General features: G+C 76.5%; 18 protein-coding genes. 8 read left to right on the forward strand and 10 right to left on the reverse strand.

Annotated elements, in window-relative coordinates; all coding sequences use genetic code 11:
* Positions 1–15: 15 nt before the first annotated feature.
* Entirely contained in the window at positions 16–555 is a 540-nt protein-coding gene (locus tag FHN55_RS13510) for a metallophosphoesterase (RefSeq protein WP_257570961.1), read from the reverse strand.
* 45 nt (positions 556–600) lie between these two features.
* Between FHN55_RS13510 and FHN55_RS22760 the strand changes: the two genes are divergently transcribed.
* Together FHN55_RS22760 and FHN55_RS13515 are read left to right on the forward strand one after the other, a co-directional pair.
* Positions 601–753, forward strand: coding sequence for a hypothetical protein (locus tag FHN55_RS22760; RefSeq protein ID WP_180357825.1), 153 nt, complete (start codon positions 601–603; stop codon positions 751–753).
* Between the two features lie 95 nt (positions 754–848).
* A complete protein-coding gene (locus FHN55_RS13515; RefSeq protein WP_139712817.1) occupies positions 849–1,115 on the forward strand; it encodes a hypothetical protein in 267 nt (88 codons plus the stop codon).
* A 21-nt stretch (positions 1,116–1,136) separates the two neighbouring features.
* Here the strand turns inward: FHN55_RS13515 and FHN55_RS22765 are convergent, their stop codons facing one another.
* A complete protein-coding gene (locus tag FHN55_RS22765; RefSeq protein WP_180357826.1) occupies positions 1,137–1,295 on the reverse strand; it encodes a hypothetical protein in 159 nt (52 codons plus the stop codon).
* A gap of 222 nt (positions 1,296–1,517) precedes the next feature.
* Between FHN55_RS22765 and FHN55_RS13520 the strand changes: the two genes are divergently transcribed.
* Positions 1,518–1,901 carry an STAS domain-containing protein gene (locus FHN55_RS13520; protein WP_180357827.1) on the forward strand — a complete coding sequence of 128 codons (384 nt, stop codon included), beginning with the start codon at positions 1,518–1,520 and terminating at the stop codon, positions 1,899–1,901.
* Positions 1,898–4,303: a SpoIIE family protein phosphatase gene (locus FHN55_RS13525; RefSeq protein WP_139712819.1), complete on the forward strand. Its 2,406-nt coding sequence runs from the start codon at positions 1,898–1,900 to the stop codon at positions 4,301–4,303. The genes FHN55_RS13520 and FHN55_RS13525 overlap by 4 nt, the downstream gene beginning before the upstream one ends.
* Positions 4,304–4,463: 160 nt before the next feature.
* Here FHN55_RS13525 and FHN55_RS13530 read toward each other — a convergent pair whose 3' ends face one another.
* From FHN55_RS13530 to FHN55_RS13540, 3 genes are all read right to left on the reverse strand, one after another.
* Positions 4,464–5,285, reverse strand: coding sequence for a PP2C family serine/threonine-protein phosphatase (locus FHN55_RS13530; protein ID WP_139712820.1), 822 nt, complete (start codon positions 5,283–5,285; stop codon positions 4,464–4,466).
* 63 nt (positions 5,286–5,348) lie between these two features.
* Positions 5,349–6,251, reverse strand: coding sequence for a phosphotransferase (locus tag FHN55_RS13535; protein WP_139712821.1), 903 nt, complete (start codon positions 6,249–6,251; stop codon positions 5,349–5,351).
* 4 nt (positions 6,252–6,255) lie between these two features.
* Positions 6,256–6,732, reverse strand: coding sequence for a MarR family winged helix-turn-helix transcriptional regulator (locus FHN55_RS13540; protein WP_139712822.1), 477 nt, complete (start codon positions 6,730–6,732; stop codon positions 6,256–6,258).
* Positions 6,733–6,791: 59 nt separating this feature from the next.
* Between FHN55_RS13540 and FHN55_RS13545 the strand changes: the two genes are divergently transcribed.
* Positions 6,792–7,172 carry a VOC family protein gene (locus tag FHN55_RS13545; protein ID WP_139712823.1) on the forward strand — a complete coding sequence of 127 codons (381 nt, stop codon included), beginning with the start codon at positions 6,792–6,794 and terminating at the stop codon, positions 7,170–7,172.
* Positions 7,173–7,482: 310 nt separating this feature from the next.
* Here the strand turns inward: FHN55_RS13545 and FHN55_RS13550 are convergent, their stop codons facing one another.
* Positions 7,483–8,487, reverse strand: a complete 1,005-nt coding sequence (locus FHN55_RS13550) for a DUF2332 domain-containing protein (RefSeq protein WP_257570962.1) — start codon at positions 8,485–8,487, stop codon at positions 7,483–7,485.
* 149 nt (positions 8,488–8,636) lie between these two features.
* Positions 8,637–9,044, reverse strand: a complete 408-nt coding sequence (locus FHN55_RS13555) for an ester cyclase (protein WP_139712957.1) — start codon at positions 9,042–9,044, stop codon at positions 8,637–8,639.
* 270 nt (positions 9,045–9,314) lie between these two features.
* On the opposite strand from FHN55_RS13555, the gene FHN55_RS13560 reads away from it, so the two are divergent.
* Positions 9,315–9,764, forward strand: a complete 450-nt coding sequence (locus FHN55_RS13560; RefSeq protein ID WP_139712825.1) for a hypothetical protein — start codon at positions 9,315–9,317, stop codon at positions 9,762–9,764.
* Between the two features lie 69 nt (positions 9,765–9,833).
* On the opposite strand, the gene FHN55_RS13565 is transcribed toward FHN55_RS13560, so the two are convergent.
* From FHN55_RS13565 to FHN55_RS13575, 3 genes are all read right to left on the reverse strand, one after another.
* Positions 9,834–10,598, reverse strand: coding sequence for a hypothetical protein (locus FHN55_RS13565; RefSeq protein WP_139712826.1), 765 nt, complete (start codon positions 10,596–10,598; stop codon positions 9,834–9,836).
* 9 nt (positions 10,599–10,607) lie between these two features.
* Positions 10,608–11,168 (reverse strand): ATP-binding protein, encoded by a 561-nt coding sequence (locus FHN55_RS13570; protein ID WP_180357828.1) that lies wholly within the window; start codon positions 11,166–11,168, stop codon positions 10,608–10,610.
* Positions 11,169–11,413: 245 nt separating this feature from the next.
* A complete protein-coding gene (locus FHN55_RS13575; RefSeq protein WP_257570963.1) occupies positions 11,414–11,899 on the reverse strand; it encodes an NUDIX hydrolase in 486 nt (161 codons plus the stop codon).
* Between the two features lie 69 nt (positions 11,900–11,968).
* Between FHN55_RS13575 and FHN55_RS13580 the strand changes: the two genes are divergently transcribed.
* Together FHN55_RS13580 and FHN55_RS13585 are read left to right on the forward strand one after the other, a co-directional pair.
* Complete coding sequence (locus tag FHN55_RS13580; RefSeq protein ID WP_180357829.1) at positions 11,969–13,153, forward strand: GNAT family N-acetyltransferase; 1,185 nt, start codon at positions 11,969–11,971, stop codon at positions 13,151–13,153.
* Between the two features lie 250 nt (positions 13,154–13,403).
* On the forward strand, positions 13,404–15,668 hold the full coding sequence (locus tag FHN55_RS13585) for a primosome assembly protein PriA (protein ID WP_373995737.1): 2,265 nt from the start codon (positions 13,404–13,406) through the stop codon (positions 15,666–15,668).
* Positions 15,669–15,690: the final 22 nt, after the last annotated feature.

Here is a 15,690-nt window from a genome sequence, read left to right on the forward strand (position 1 = left end):
CACCACCTGGGGGTGTTAGGCGACGACGACGGCGAGCGCGCCAGCGTCCTCGAGGCCCATCCCGTCGAGGAACGGGATGCCGACCGGCGCCGGCGGGTGGTGGAGGGCGAGCAGCGCCGGCACGTCCGGGTGGGCCGCCAGCTCGGCGTCGAGCCACTCCAGCTGCTCCGCGCCCAGCCGACCGGTGCCCCGACCGCGGACCGCGGAGTCCAGCACGAGCAGCCGGGCCCCCGGCAGGTCGACTCCGTAGTGCGTCACCGCGCCACCCGCCAGGTGCGGCGTCCCGCCGAACGCGACGACGAGCGCCTCGCCGTCGTCGTGGTTCCCCGCTGCCAGCAGGACGGGCGCGCGCATCGACCGGGCGGCGTCGTCGAGCACCTCGCGCAGCACGGCGTACTCCTCGGGTCGGCCGTGCTCGACGAGGTCCCCGGTGATGACCACCGCGTCGACGTCGAGCGCAGCAGCCCGCCCGAGCGCGGTGTGCAGCGCGCGTGCGGGGCCGGCCGCGAGCGCGCCGGCGGGCAGGTGCGGGTCGCTGAGGTGGGCCAGCAGCACGCGCTGACCGTAAGGGCGCGGCCCGGCCGCGGCAGGATCGGACCCGTGGTCGTGCTGGTGGACCTCGACGGGACGCTGGTCGACAGCGGCGCTGCCTTCTCCGCCTGGGCGCACCGGTTCGTCCTCGGCCACGGGGGTGACGACGACGTCCCGCGGCTGGTCGACCGTTCGCGCGGTGCGGACGCGAAAACGCGTTGAGGGTGCTGATCACCAGCGGCAGGCTGGAGCGCGAGCGGTCGCCGGGAGCACCGGACGGCTGGCTCGTCCCCCTCGCGCGCGGAAGGAGCTGGCGCATGCCCGAGCAGCGTCGTCCGGTGGCCGTGACCGCCCCAGCCGCGGTAGGGCGCTGCGCCCTCCCGGCCTGCGTGGTGTGCGCCGCGCAGGTCGCGGGGCGGCGTCCGCTGACGGTGGCCGAGTGGGTGGAGCGGCGCCTGCGCCCGGCGGTGCGACGTGCGCGCGAGCGCCAGCGGGACCGAGCGGTGAGCGAGCGCGCCAGTCAGGACCCGGCGACGAGGCGCCCGTGGCCGTACTCCTCGTGGTGGGACGAGGGCTGGGGCTGACACCCGCAGCCGGACGGCGGCTCAGCCGCTCGGGTCGTCGACGTGGACCGCGCCGAGGTGGGCGTCGTCGAGGCGCACGCAGTGCTCGGGGTCCGGCACGCAGTGCAGGTCCAGGTCGACGATGTCGTCTCCGTCGTCTCCGTCGTCTCCGTCGTCCCCGGCAGCTGCCCGCGGGGTCACCCGCGCCCGCCCCGGGCGTCCTGGTGCCGGGGCCCGTCGACGCCCCCGTGCTCGGCCACGTCCCGATCCTGGCGCAGCCGGCGGGTGGGCTGCCGCGGCACTCCGGTCGGGCTCGACGGGCGAGATCAGCGCGGGTGGTAGATCCTCGGCGGAGCGCCGGCCCCCGCCGGCTCCGGCAGGGCCCTCGCCCGGCCTCCGCTGCGACTCCCGGAACGAGGCCACGTGCGCCGCCCGCTCGACGCCGACCTGACCCGCGACCAGGACGTGGAGGTCCTCCACCTGGTCGGAGACCTCGACCTCCAGGCAGCACCGGAGCTGCGCGGGTGGTCGTCCAGGCTCCTGGCGCAGGCCCACGGGGGCCCTGCACCGGCCGCCGCGGTCGTCGTCGACCTCACCGAGGTGCCCTTCGTGGACTCCACGGGCGTGGGTGCGCTGCTGTCGGTCCTGCGCGACGTCCGCGCCCGCGGGGGCGACCTGGTGCTCGCAGGACCCAACCACGAGCTGCAGCACCTGCTCGCGTCGCTCGGTCTGCCCGCCGTGCTGCAGGTCTTCGACACCCGGGAGCAGGCGCTGGAGCACGTCCGCCAGCTGGACGCCCCCGAGTGAGCGCCGACGGCGCCGCCTCCTCGGGCGACCCGCAGCCCGACCCGCTCGACGCGGCGGCCCTGGCCCTCGACCTGGACGGCGGGGAACGGCTCGTGCTGCCGCGCGGGGTCGCGCAGGTCCGCCCCGACGCCCCGGCGGCGGTGCTCGTGGTCGACCTCGCCGCCCGGCAGGTCCTGTACGCCAACGAGGTCGCCGGGCAGCTCGCTCCCGGTCTGCACCTGCCCGTGCCCGTCGAGGACTGGGCGGCCGCGGCGGACCTGCGCGACCTCGACGGCGACCCGCTCGACGAGACCGCGCACCCGCTCTCCCGGATCGCACGCTTCGAGCCGGTCGCCGGGCAGGGGGTCTCCGCCGCCCGCCGCTCCGACATGGGGCGCAGCCGCGAACCGCTGTGGGTGGTGGCCCTCCCGCTCGACGACGCCCCCGACCTGCAGGGACGAGCCCTGGTGGTGTTCCTCCCCGTGCGGCAGCGCGAGGAGATGCAGCAGCGCGCCGCCGAGGCGCACGGGCGCTCGTCGTCGTCCTCCGAGCTCGTGGCGGCGCGGACCGGCGCCGTCTCCGTGAGGGAGGCGGCGGTGCTCGCCACCGGCCTGTCCTTCACCGTGGCCGACGCGCACGAGCCCGACCTGCCCCTGGTGTGGGTCAACCCCGCGTTCACGGCGGTGACCGGGTACACCTTCGACCAGGCGGTGGGCCGCAACTGCCGCTTCCTGCAGGGGACGGGCACCGACCCGGACGCCACCCTGCGGATGCGCGAGGCCCTCGCCACCGGGCGCTCCATCACGCAGGTGCTGCTGAACTACCGCGCCGACGGGACGGCGTTCTGGAACCAGGTGGCCATGAGCCCCGTCGTCGACGCCGACGGCCGGGTCACGCACTACGTGGGGATCCAGACCGACGTCTCCGGCCGGATCGCCGCCGACGCCGAGCGCGACCGCGCCCTGGCCGCCGAGCAGGCAGCCCGCGCTGAGGCCGAGCTGGCCAACTCCCGGCTGGAGCTGCTCGCGGAGGTGACGAGGCAGCTGTCGGAGGTCACCGACGCGCAGGCCGCCGTCGACCGGCTGGCGCGACTGGTGGTCCCGGCGCTCGCGGACTTCGCGATGGTCGCCGTGGTCGGCGACGACAGCGCCGTGGCGACGACGCAGACCACCGAGGACGACGGCGGCGGTCCGCCCGCCGCGCGCCGGCGGCACGGCCTTCGCGACGTCGCCTGGTGGCACCACGACGACGCTCGCCGCGAGCTCGTGCGGACCATCGCCGAGCGCCGCCTGGCGGAGCTGGGCGACGGTGGGCGGCAGCTGCTGCAGACGCTGCTCGGACCCGACGGCCTCACGGTGGCCGTGCCGGACACCGCCCCCCAGGGCACCACGGTGGCCGAGGCGCTCGCCGAGCTCATGGCACCCGGCGAGGCGCGCGACGCCCTGCTCGAGCTGGCGCCCTCCTCGATGGCCACCTGGTCGCTGCGCAGCGGCGGTCGCACCCTGGGGCTGCTGACGGTGGGGACCGACCCCGGGCGGGCTCCGCTGAGCCCGCGCGACGTCGACCTGGGTGCGGACATCGCCGCGCGCGCGGGGCTGGCGCTGGACCGCTCCCGCCTGTTCCGCCAGCAGCGCGACCTCGCCGAGGGCCTGCAGCGCTCGCTGCTGACGCTGTCGCCGGGGGCCGTGCCCGACCACGTCACGGTCGCCGTGCGCTACGTCGCCGCCGCCGAGGCCGCGCGCGTGGGCGGTGACTTCTACGACGTGTTCACCCAGCCGTCCGGTGCTGCGGTCGCGGTCATCGGTGACGTCATGGGCCACGACACCGACGCCGCCGCCTCGATGGCGCAGCTGCGCTCGACCGTGCGCACGCTGGGGATGCTCACCGACGACGGTCCCGCCGAGGTGCTGCGCCGCGCGGACGCGCTGATGCGCGCCTCGGGGATGGACACCACGGCCACGGCCGCGGTGGTCAGGCTCCCCGAGCCCCAGGCGCCCGCCCCCGAGGCGGCTCACGCGGCGGGCCAGGAGGCGGTCGACCCTTCGGAGGTCGACGCGGCGGCGGTCCTGGTGGAGTGGTCCAACGCCGGTCACCCCCCGCCGCTGGTGCTCGACGACGACGGCAGCGTCAGGCTGCTCACCGCGCCCGCCACGGACCTGCTGCTCGGGGTGGACCCCGGCACCACCCGGCGGCAGACGCAGCACCCGATGCGCGTGGGCGCCACGCTGCTGCTCTACACCGACGGGCTCGTGGAGCGGCGCGACCAGCCCCTGCAGCAGGGCATCGCCCGGCTGCAGGAGGTGGTGGCGCGCGTGGCGCCGCAGGCCGCCGACCACCACCAGCTGCTCGACCTCGTGCTCGCGGAGATGCTCCCCGAGGTGGCCACGGACGACGTCGCCGTCGTGGCGCTCTGCCTCACCTGACCGGGACGCCGGTCGAGGTCGTCGACCTCCCCCTCGCGGGTGAGCGCTCCAGGGGCGTCTTCGTCCGGTCCTCGCCCCTGGACTGCTCACCCGGGAGAGCCGTCCCACCCGCAGCAGGAGGTCGGTGCGGTGACCGGGCTGGCCCCGCCGTCACCGAGGGTCAGAGGTGCTGGCCGTACCCGTCGGCGTCAGCGCCCCCGGCGGCAGCGCCCACCAGGCGCGGCGGGAAGGGGAGCACCTGGTCGTCCTGGACGACGGCGACGACGACGCAGGTGACGTTGTCCGTCGCTCCTGCCCGCAGCGCCAGCTCCACGAGGCGCAGGGAGCACACCCACGCTGACGGCTCCTCGTCCATGACCTGCTGCATCGTGTCCACCGAGAGCACCCCGGACAGGCCGTCGGAGCACAGCAGCCAGCGGTCGCCGACGTCCGCGGCGTGGCGGCTCAGCACCGGGGTGCTGTCGGATCCGGCGGTGCCGAGGCAGGCGGTGATGATGTTCCCCATGGGGTGCCCCTCGGCCTCCTCGGCCGTCAGGTGGCCTGCGTCGACGAGCTGCTGCACGTAGGTGTCGTCGCGGGTGACCTGCTGCAGCGGCCCGCCGAGCGGACGGCGGTACGCGCGCGAGTCACCGACGTGGGCGAGCACGACGTCGTCGTCGGTGGCCATGAGCGCCGTCAGCGTGGTGCCCATGCCGGCGGTCTCCGGGTGGTGGGCCACGTGCTCGAGGAGCGCCGCCTGGGCGCGGGCGACCGCGGCCTCCAGCGCCGCCGCCGCGTCCTCGCGGGGGTGCTGCTCGTCGTCGCGGTCGTCGAGGGGCAGCAGCTCCTCGATGACGATGGACGAGGCCACGTCGCCCGCGGCGCTGCCGCCCACGCCGTCGGCGACCAGCGCCAGCCTCCGGCCGGCGTACCCGGAGTCCTCGTTGTGCGGCCTGACGGTCCCGCGGTCCGAGCGCGCTCCGGTGACGACGGCGAGGGGCATGTGCGGCTCCAGGTCACTCGACGGTGCGCTCGGGGGAGGCCGAGATCGACAGCCTCCCACGCTTCACGTCGACCGGCACGGGCCGGAGGCGTCCCCGTCCGGTCGGCGGGCCACGACGGCCTCGGCAGCTGCGACGAGCCGGTCGCGGTGCTCCGCCCGCCAGCGGCCCTCGGCGTCCAGCTCGTCGAGGTCGCCGCGTGCCAGGAAGGCGGCGAACGGCTCCACCCCCGCGCCTCCGAGGTGCACGAGGCGGTGCCGCTCGAGGTCGGACTGGTCCTCCAGCAGCTGGAACACCCGCGCCGGCTCCAGGGCGAGCTCCCGGCACCACAGACCGAACCGGTGCTCGACCTCCGCGTCCACCAGCGGAGCCTCCGCTCGGTAGCCGGTCATGGGGCGCAGCGGCACGAAGGCCCAGGCGGCCTGCGCGGCGTCCCACCCGGGGGGCGCGGGTTCGGCGGTGTCCCAGTCGATGAGCGCCACGAGCTCGCCGTCGCGCCACACGGTGTTCCACGGGCCGAAGTCGCCGTGGCGCACCACCAGTCCCTCGCCCCAGCGCGGACCGCCCTGCCACACCGCACTGGGCGGCTCCTCGAAGGAGGCCAGCGCGTCCCCGAGCTCGCGCACCAGGCGCGCGACGGCCACCAGGCCGGCGTCGGAGCGCAGCGGCTCCGGCCACGGCCACCAGGCGGTGGTGCCCTCGACGAACTCGAGCACCTCCCGTCCCTGCTCGTCGTGCCCCAGCGGGCGCGGCACCCGGTGGACCCCGGCTGCGCGGAGGTGGTGCAGCAGCGCGTGCACCGTCGGCGTCCACGGCGACGCGGTGCGGCGCACGGTGGCGCCCCTGCGCACCACCTCGGTCGAGCAGCCACCCCGGAGCGGCACCTCGGCGTCGTCGTCGAGCGAGGTGACCGCGTCGCGCTCGGCCGGGCGCTCGACCGTCAGGCCGCCGTCGGCTCGCTCCGCCATGCGGTCACCCTGGGGGAGCGGGAGGCGGTGCGTCGAGCGGTTTCCGGCCCTCGAGGGAGGCCGTGCAGGTGACGAGGTCCTCGCGGAGGCGCTGAGCCCCGACCTCACCGAGCGAGGCGAGCATCGCGGCCTCGACGTTCGCCACGTCAAGGCTCGCGCGGGCGAGCAGGTCCGCGCCCGCGGGCGTGAGCCGGGTGGGCAGGGCCCGTCCTGAAGGGGCCTGCGCCGGGCGGTCGAGCAGGCCGCGCTGCTCCAGCCCCTGCAGCGTGGTGTGCGCTGACTGGCGTGTGACGAAGGTGGCGCGGGCCAGGTCCGCCGCCGACATCCCGGGGCGGTGCTGCAGCTGCTCCAGGCACGCGTACTGGGGGACCGAGAGGTCGAGAGGGCGGAGCGCGTCGTCCATCGCCGAGCGGAGGGCGGCGGCGGCGCGCTTGAGCGCCAGCCCGACGGAGCTGTCCAGGTCGACCCGGCCTTGCGTCATGTCAGGAGTCTGACATACAGTCGTCGGTGTCAGTCCAGTTGACACCAAAGGAGCATCCCGTGGCTGCTGTCACCGGTCCGGACTTCATCGCCCTGCAGGTCCGTGACGTCGCTGCGTCGGCGCACTTCTACGAGACCCGCCTCGGGCTGCGCCGGGCGCCGGGACCGCCCGGCGCCGTCGTCTTCGCCACCTCACCGGTCGCCTTCGCCGTCCGAGAGCCGCTCCCCGGCGTCGACCTCGACGCCGTGAGCCCGCGGCCCGGCGCCGGCGTGGCGCTGTGGCTCGCCGCCGACGACGCCCAGGTCCTCCACGACGACCTCACCGCCGCCGGCATCCCGGTGCTGCAGCCGCCGTTCGACGGCCCCTTCGGCCGGACCTTCACGCTGGCCGACCCGGACGGCTACGCCATCACGGTCCACGGACCTGCCGCCGCGAGGTGAGTCGCGGTCCTGGCGTGAGCCGCGGCCACCAGGGGTGACGCAGCGAGCGCAAGGGCGTTCGGTGAGGCGCTGGATCTTCCGGGGCGAGCGCGTGCTCGCCTCGCCGTGGCGGTGGGTCGTCGTGGTGCTCGGCGTCGTCTTCGCCCTCTGCGGGCTCGCCGTCGCCTGGCCGGACGCCGGTGGTGTCTCCCGGAGCGGCGTCGCCGTCGCCGTCGTCGTCGCCCGCCCCTCGCCCTGCACCTCCCGGAGACCTCGACGGTCCCTTCCACCGCGAGCCGGGGCGACGTCGCGGGTGAGCGTCGCCGGCGCCTCACAGGAAGGTGAGCGCCGACCCGTGCGGCGCCGCCAGGGCGAGCGGCGCGTCGTCGAGTGAGACGAGGAACGGTGAGCCGCCGTCGTGCTCGTGGGGCGGCTGGGGTGCGAGGTCGGGGAGGACGGCCCAGCCCTCCACCCCCAGCCGGTGGGCACCAGCCTCCTCGATCGCCTGCCGCACAGCGCTGCGCCCCTCCGCCCCCAGGTAGACCAGCGCCGCGCTGTGCGTCACGACGACGGCTCCTCGCCCGCGCCCGGCGACCTCGTCCAGGTGCCGGCGCGCCCGCGCGAGCAGCGGCGCGAGGTCGGTGGTCATGTCACCGGCCAGCACGGGCGGCCGGAGCCGGGCCGCGACGTCCAGGGCGAGCCTCAGCCGCTCCGCGCGCTCGGCGTGCTCCGGCCAGACGAGGCACTCCAGCCAGCGGCGGGTGTCGGCGTCGGCCGGGTCCAGCGGGGACAGGTCGAGCCCCGCCCGCCAGGCGATGGCCGGGACGGCAGCCGGGAGCCGCTGCGCCGCCCCCAGCCCGTCGACCGCGCACGGCAGCTCGACGTCGCTGACCGCCGGCCCGACGAGGTGCTCACCGCCTCCCGGCAGCGCGTACCGGTACCGCCACGCGTCGTAGAGGAGGCAGAGGCCGGCGCTCGCGCCCACCTCGACCACGGCGAGCGGACCGTCGGTGCGAGCTGCCAGCTCGGCGAGGCCGGGCAGGAGCACCGCGCACCGGGCGGCCTCGTTGGTCTGCGTCGACCGCTGCAGCACCGTGGCGCGCACCTCGTCGCCGTGGTCGAGCAGCCACGCCAGGGCGGCGGCTGGGTCCTGGACGGGCGCGCCGTGCCAGCGCAGGGCACCGAACAGCAGGTTCGGCTGCGCCTTGCCCGCAGGGAGCGCGGCGAGCAGGTCGAGGGTCGCCTCGTCAGCGGCGACCGCCAGCGCCAGGCGCTCGTAGACGGCGGAGGACCCAGCGGCCTCGGCCCGGGCGAAGCCGAGGTACCGCGTCGACACCGCGTGCCTGGAGGACCCGTTCTCCGCCACAGGGGGAGTAGACCAGGCGGGTCGCTCGGGAGGCGGTCAGCGGCGCTCGAGGACGACGACGACCCGCTCGTCGTCAGCGCCGTCCGCGGCCACGCGGACATCCGTGCCGCGCTGGTCGATCAGGTCTGAGCGAGGCCCTCGCCCACGAGCGCGTCGCGGACCACGGGGTACAGGTCTCCCCAGCACCCGATGATCTTGCCGTCGGCCACCCGGTAGAAGACCAGCTCCTGCGTGCGCACGGTCCGACCCGTCGGGGTGATGCCCTCGAAGACACCGGTGTGCGTGCCCTGGCCGACCAGGCGCACGGCGACGGTGTCGCCGTCGACCAGCACCTGCTGGGGCTCCCACCGGTAGTCGGGGAAGCCCGTGACGACCGCGCGCACGCCCTCGACGTAGGCCGCCAGGCCGTCGACAGGGCCGGAGCCGCTGACCGACCCGTCCACGAACTCGCCGAGGTCGTCGACCCGGTGCTCGTTGCAGCAGGCGAGGTAGCGCTCGTAGAGGTCGAGCAGCTCGCTCCGGGACATCGCCACGCGCACGACGCTGCCACCCCGCCTCGAAGGTCACCACGCGGCGGGGCGGTCACGGGACGACGGGGCCTGTCGCTCCGCCTCGGACTGCGCCACGGTGGACCTGTTCGCGATCCGCGAAAGGGTGTCACCGACGACGGCTGCATCCGCACCGGCGTCGACAGGGCGCGCGTCCCGCTCGTGTACGAGCCGGTCGTCGAGGCGCTGGTCTCCGCCTTCGAGCGCCAGCGGTCCTCCTCGCCGTCGTCCCTCATCCTGTAGGGATCGGTGGCGACCGGACAGGCGCATCCGCCGCGCTCCGACGTCGACGTCGTGCTCCTGGGCCTTTCGCAGGCCACCGCCACCGCTGTGGCCGCGCGGCTGTCCCATCGCTTCGCCGGCCTGTGCCGTGAGGTCGCCGCAGGCGCAGCGCGCCTCGAAGACCTCGAGGGCGACGACGACGAGGTGCACGGCAACCGCGTCTTCCTCCGGCACTACTGCGTTCTGCTCGCCGGCGACGACGTCACCGCAGGCTGGCCGCCGTTCCCCGCGGGCGCCCGGGCGGCGCGAGGCTCCAACGGCGACATCACCCTGCGGCTTCGCGGCTGGCGCCAGGACGCCGGGTCGCTCGACCAGGTCGACGCCGGGCTCGACCCGGCGCCCACCGCTGGGGAGAGGTCGACCCGGCGGCCGCCGAGGACCTGGAGGGCCTGCTCGCCTGGGTCGACGGCGGCGTGACAGCCTCGGTGGGCGACGTCCACAGGGTCCTCGGACCCGATGGTCCGGTGCAGCGGATCGTCGACGCGCTCAGCGACCTGGTCGGTCTGCGGGCGGTCCGCTGAGCGCGACGCGGTGCACGAGCGCCGACTTCGGGTAGTCGCTGACGGGCCCCGGCGGATCGGTCTCGAAGAGGTCGACCATGAGCTGGAGCGGGTACGGCAGGCGCTGGGGCGAGCTGTAGACCAGCTGGCCCTCGCAGGAGACGCCCACGCCGTCGTCGTCCCAGCGGGCCGACCACGTGTGCCGCTCGCCGCGCCCCACGGGGACCACCACCTCGGTCATGTCCGTGACGAGGCGCGGGTCGTGGTGGGCCTTGATGCCGACGCGCGCCGTGCTGGACCGCTCGCCGACGGCCGAGGCGTCGAGCTCGACGACGCACACCTCACCGCTGTCGCGCTCGTCCAGGTGCTCCGTGCCGACGAGCCAGACTGCGAGCATGCAGCCGGGGTCGGTGCTGGCCGTCACGGTGACGTCGACCTGGCCGCTGGTGGGTGCCCACAGCACGCGCTCGGGCACCGCGGTCCTCACCACCAAGCCGTCCGGCCGGTGGCGGTGCGTGCCGCGCCGCGACCCCAGGGGACCGGAGGAGGTCGCGGTCTGCAGGTTGGACACCCGCAGCGGCGCGTCCTCGGGGCGCCAGTCCAGCTGGTCGGCGTCGATCCGGAGCCGCAGTCCGTCAGCGGTCAGCTCGTACCGGGCGCGGGAGCGCTCCGGCGTCGTCCACTGCGGCAGGTAGTGGTCGACCCACAGGTCGGGGTCCAGCCGCTCACCGGTGAAGTCGTCCTCGACCACCGGCGCAACCTACCCGGCGGCCGCCGTCCTGGTCACCGCGTGGAGAGCGGCGAAGCTCGGTGCTCCCGGAGGGCGCTGACCGGTCGGCGCCACGCTCGCCTGCGACCGCGTGCGGCGCTCGCGCCAGGCGGCCCGCGTCAGGGGTTCGCCGCTGTGGGCCAGCGTGAACCACACCACGTGGCGCGCGCTGGGAGGTGCGCTGCCGCGCGCGTCGTCGTCGACCGTCTCGAGCTGGCTGCCCCAGCCGTCGGAGAGCAGCCCGAACAGCGGCAGACCGCGCCCCCCGAGGTGGCGGGTCGCGGGCATGTGGCTGCTCTGGCAGCGCGACGGCGGCAGCGGGGTCGTCCCGCCGTCGACCACCTCGATGCCGAGCTGCTGGTCGTCGTCGGCGATGCGCACCAGGACGGGGGCCTCGGGCGCGTGGCGCACCGCGTTGGTCACGGCCTCGGTGGCCAGCAGGAGGGCCGCGTGGAGCACCTGGGGGTTCCACTGCGCACCGACCGCGGACAGGTGGGCGCGCACGGTGCGCGCGGCGCGGTCGTCGTGGGGGAGGGCGAGGAACGACCTCACGCACTCGGATCCCATCGCGACCGCCCTCGTTGCCGCAGCTGCCTCCCGACGAGGATGCTCGCTGTCCGTGACCGCGACCAGTCGAAACCGCTCGACGCGAGTGCTTCGTCTGTAAGGGCACGGAGGGTGACACCTCACTCACCGTCACCCAGGCGGGGCGCGCCACGGCGGCGGGCTGGACGTCCACCTCCGCGGGCGCAGCGCCCGGCGGAGGAGGGTCAGGCAGCCCTGCCCCCGGAGTGCCGTCAGGCCACCGCTCCCGCGTCGTCGTCGATCTCGGCGAGCCCACCGGAGCCCAGCGCCGCGACAGCCGCACGGACCCGTCGGGAGAGGCTGTCGCCGCACAGCTCGTCGACGACGTCGAGGGAGGCGAACCGCGCCGATGCGAGCTCAGCCGCCGGCAGCTGCAGCACGGAGAGGTCGTCGAGCGTCCCGCCGTCGTAGAGCAGCCGCAGCGCGGGCGCGCCGGGGGAGCGGTCGGTCCAGTCCAGGCACAGCAGCCGGCCCACGCGCACGCCGCGCTCGCCGGGCGCGAGGCCGAGCTCCTCGGCGATCTCGCGCCGGCACGCCGCCCGCGGCGACTCCCCGGGCTCGACGAGCCCGCCGGGGACCTCCCACGTGGGCTTGTACGTCGGCTCCACGAGCAGCACGCCACCGTCGGGGCCGAGCACCACGGCGCCGGCCGCGGTGACCGGACGGGCGGCGGAAGCGAGCCACGGGGGGAGGTCCACGCGGGTCATCCTGGTGCGCGCCCGTCCCCCTCGCCGCAGCCGGCCTGTGACCATCACCAGGTGACCGAGGTGAGCAGCACCGGTACCGCCCGGGCGTACGCGGCGAGCCTCCTCGTCGGAGACCTCGTGCAGCTGCGCGCCCTCGCCGAACAGGACCTGGCGCAGCTCGACGCCTGGTGGCAGGACGTCGCGCACGCTCCGCTGCAGCGCGGCGCCGTGGTCCCCCGGCCCCTCGGGACGGCGGTCGAGCAGTTCCGCAGCTGGAGCGCCAACGACGGCAGCACCCCCGACGTCGGCTTCAGCGTGGTCGAGCGCACCACCGGGCAGCTCGCGGGCCACCTGACGCTGTGGGGAGCGGGCTGGGGGGACCGCTCCGCCGAGCTGGGCGTCCTGCTCGGGCCCGAGCACCAGGGCCGCGGCCTCGGTCCGGACGCCCTGCGGGTGCTGCTCCGGTACGCGTTCGACGAGCTGGGCCTGCACCGCGTGTCGCTCGAGGTGTGGGCCTTCAACGACCGCGCGCTGGCCGCCTACCGCCGCGCCGGGTTCACCGAGGAGGGCCGCTGCGCGAGGTCGCCTTCCACGCCGGCACCTGGCACGACCACGTGCTCATGGCCGTCCTGGAGCACGAGTGGCGAGCCCTGGGGGCGGACGGCCCCTGAGGTGTCCCGGCCTGCCGCGAGGTGTCGGGACCCTGCCGTGAGGTGTCGGAACCCAGGCCCGGTTCCGACACGTCCGGGCAGGGTTCCGACAGGAACAGGCAGGGCCGCGCGGTGTCGGGCGGCGTGCGGCGGCTGGGGCAGCGTCGCCGCACCGTTGGCCTGCGAGGTGCCCTCCTGCCGCATGTGTGGTGAGGTGCCCCTCCTGCGTGCCGCGGCGTTGCGGGGCGCGGGGGGAGAGGAGAGCGGCATGGACCTGCGCATCGACCACGACGTCCACGAGGGCGTGGACGTGCTGACCGTCCACGGAGACGTCGACCTGTACTCGGCGCCCGCCCTGCGCCAGCGCTTCGTCGACCTCCTGGGCGAAGAGCGCCACGACCTCGTGGTGGACCTCTCGCACGTCCCCTTCATCGACTCCCTCGGCCTGGGGGTGCTGGTGGGTGGCCTGAGGCGGGCGCGCAGCCTCGGAGGCGACCTGCGCCTGGCCGGCCCCACCGACCTCACCACGCGCGTGCTGCGCGCGACGGGGCTCACGAGCGCCTTCCACATCCACCCCGACGTCGAGACCGCCCTCGAGAACCCCCTCGCCGGCTGAGGGGCCGGGACCGCCGGGTCAGGTCGAGCACGACCTGGTCCAGGCGGAAGCGCACACCAGCAGACCAGGAGGGTCGCGACCTGCGCACCGGCTCGGCGGGCGCCCGCGCGACCCGCTCGGTCCCACTCCGTCGGCGGACGTGCCCGTCCCGGAGGCGGAGGGCGTGGCGGTGAGCGGCGAGCAAGCCCTGCCGGAGGGGCAGCGGCACCGCGGGTACGACGCCACGGGGAAGGCGACCACGTCCGTGGAGGTGTCGGCGACGGCTGACACAGTGGGAGGCGTGGCAGCGGAGGCGGACGGGGCGGGCGAGCTCGCCCTCGACGTGGCCGTGCCCGCCCAGGCCCGCGCGAGGGCCGCGGCCGCGAAGGGGCGCAAGCGAGCGCCGAAGCCTCCTGAGCCGGTGGCAGAGGTGGACCCGGTGGCGCGCGTCGTCGTCGACGTCCCCCTGCCCCACCTCGACCGCGCCTTCGAGTACGCGGTGCCCGCCTCGATGGCCGAGACCGCCAGGCCCGGCGTGCGGGTGCGCGTCCGCTTCGCCGGGCAGGACGTCGAGGGCTTCCTGCTGACCCGGGAGCCGGTGGCCGAGCACACCGGGCGGCTCGCGCCGCTGCGCGCGGTGGTCTCCCCGGAGCCCGTGCTCGACGACGAGCTGCTCGGCACCTGCCGCGCCGTCGCCGACCGGTGGGGCGGCACCCTCGCCGACGTGCTCCGCCTGGCGGTGCCGCGCCGCCACGCCACCACCGAGAAGACGACGGCGGAGCGCGCGGCCGCTCGCGAGGAGGGCGCAGACGCCCCGGTGCGCCAGGAGCGGCCAGCACCCCCCGACCCCCACGACCCGGCCGGCCCGTGGTCGCCCTACCCGGCGGGCGCGGCGCTGCTCGAGCGGCTCGCAGCGCCCAGCGCCACCGCTGGGGTGCGCGCCGTGTGGACCGCGCTGCCCTCGCGCGAGCCGTCGCAGGACTGGCCCGCAGCCCTGGCCGCCGCGGCGCAGGCGGCGCTGTCGGCGGGCAGGGGCGCGCTCATCGTCGTCCCCGACCACCGGGACGTGGCCCGGGTCGACGCCGCGCTGACCGCCGCCCTCGGCGGCACCCGCTCGGACCCCCGGCACGTGCGCCTCACCGCGGACCAGGGACCCGCCGCCCGCTACGCCGCGTGGCTCGCGCTGCGGCGCGGTCACGTGCGCGTGGCCGTCGGCACGCGCGCCGCCGCCCTCGCTCCGGTCGCCGACCCCGGCCTGCTGGCCGTCTGGGACGACGGCGACGACCTGCACGCCGAGCCCCACGCCCCCTACCCCCACGTCCGCGAGGTGCTGGCGCTGCGGGCCGAGCGCACCGGTGCCGCGCTGCTGGTCGGAGGCCACAGCCGCACCGCCGAGGCGCAGCGGTGGGTGGAGTCGGGGTGGGCCCGCGCCGTCGAGGCGCCCCGCGAGGTGGTGCGCACGGCCTCACCGCGCGTGCTGCTGCCGGGCGACGACGTCGAGGCCGAGCGCGACGCCGCCGCCCGCTCCGCCCGCCTGCCCTCCCTGGCGTTCAGGACGGCGCAGTCGGCGCTCGCGGGCCGCCTGCCGGGCCAGGCGCGTCCGGGGCCGGTGCTCGTGCAGGTGCCGCGCCGCGGCTACCTGCTCACGCTGCGCTGCGAGCACTGCCGCGCCCGCGCCCGCTGCCGCCGCTGCTCCGGCCCGCTGCAGCTCACCGGTGCCGACCAGCACCCCGTGTGCCGCTGGTGCGGCACGGACGACCCGACGTGGACCTGCCCGCAGTGCCGCGGTGACCGGCTGCGCTCGGCCGTGGTCGGCGCCCGTCGCACCGCGGAGGAGCTGGGGCGCGCGTTCCCCGGCGTGCCCGTGAGGACCTCCGGCGGGGGAGCGGGCGTGCTGGAGGCCGTCGACGGGGAGCCCGCGCTGGTCATCAGCACGCCCGGCGCCGAGCCGGTGGCCGAGGGCGGGTACGCCGCGGCGCTGCTGCTGGACGGGTGGGCGGTGCTCGAGCGCGAGGAGCTGCGCGCCGCCGAGGAGGCCCTGCGGCGCTGGGCCGCGGCCGCCGCGCTCGTGCGCCCGCAGTCGGCGGGGGGCGCGGTGGTGCTGCTCGCAGCAGCGGGCGTGCCGCCCGTCGAGGCGCTCGTCCGGTGGGACCCGGCCTGGCACGCCTCGCGTGAGCTGGCCGAGCGCCGCGAGCTGGGGCTGCCGCCGGGGGCGGCCTTCGCCAGGCTCGACGGCCCCGCCGTCGCCGTCGACGCGCTGCTCGCTGCGCTGCACCAGGCGGACCCCGCGCTGGCGGGGCTGCCGCCGCACGCGGAGGTGCTCGGTCCGACGCCGCTGGAGCCCGACCGCCGAGCGGCCCGCGAGGGCGACGACGGCGGGCTGGCCGCGGTGCCGCGCGCGTTCGCGCTGGTCAGGGTGCCGCTCGCCGAGCGCCAGGCGCTCGCGAAGGCGCTGCAGGGCGCGGTCGCCGTCCGCAGCGCCCGCAAGGAGGCAGGGTCCGTGCGCGTCCAGCTCGACCCCGAGCACGTCGTCTGACCTGGGTCAGGAGGTCCTCCGC

Origin of the sequence: Streptomyces sp. NP160, assembly GCF_006335115.1 — a bacterium.
Classification (GTDB): Bacteria; Actinomycetota; Actinomycetes; order Actinomycetales; family Quadrisphaeraceae; genus Quadrisphaera.

Excerpts from the sequence above, each read along its gene's own strand:
- FHN55_RS13515 (WP_139712817.1), top strand. The coding sequence starts at position 849 with ATGCCCGAGCAGCGTCGTCCGGTGGCCGTGACCGCCCCAGCCGCGGTA.
- FHN55_RS13530 (WP_139712820.1), bottom strand. The coding sequence starts at position 5,285 with ATGCCCCTCGCCGTCGTCACCGGAGCGCGCTCGGACCGCGGGACCGTC.
- FHN55_RS13535 (WP_139712821.1), bottom strand. The coding sequence starts at position 6,251 with ATGGCGGAGCGAGCCGACGGCGGCCTGACGGTCGAGCGCCCGGCCGAG.
- FHN55_RS13540 (WP_139712822.1), bottom strand. The coding sequence starts at position 6,732 with ATGACGCAAGGCCGGGTCGACCTGGACAGCTCCGTCGGGCTGGCGCTC.
- FHN55_RS13555 (WP_139712957.1), bottom strand. The coding sequence starts at position 9,044 with ATGTCCCGGAGCGAGCTGCTCGACCTCTACGAGCGCTACCTCGCCTGC.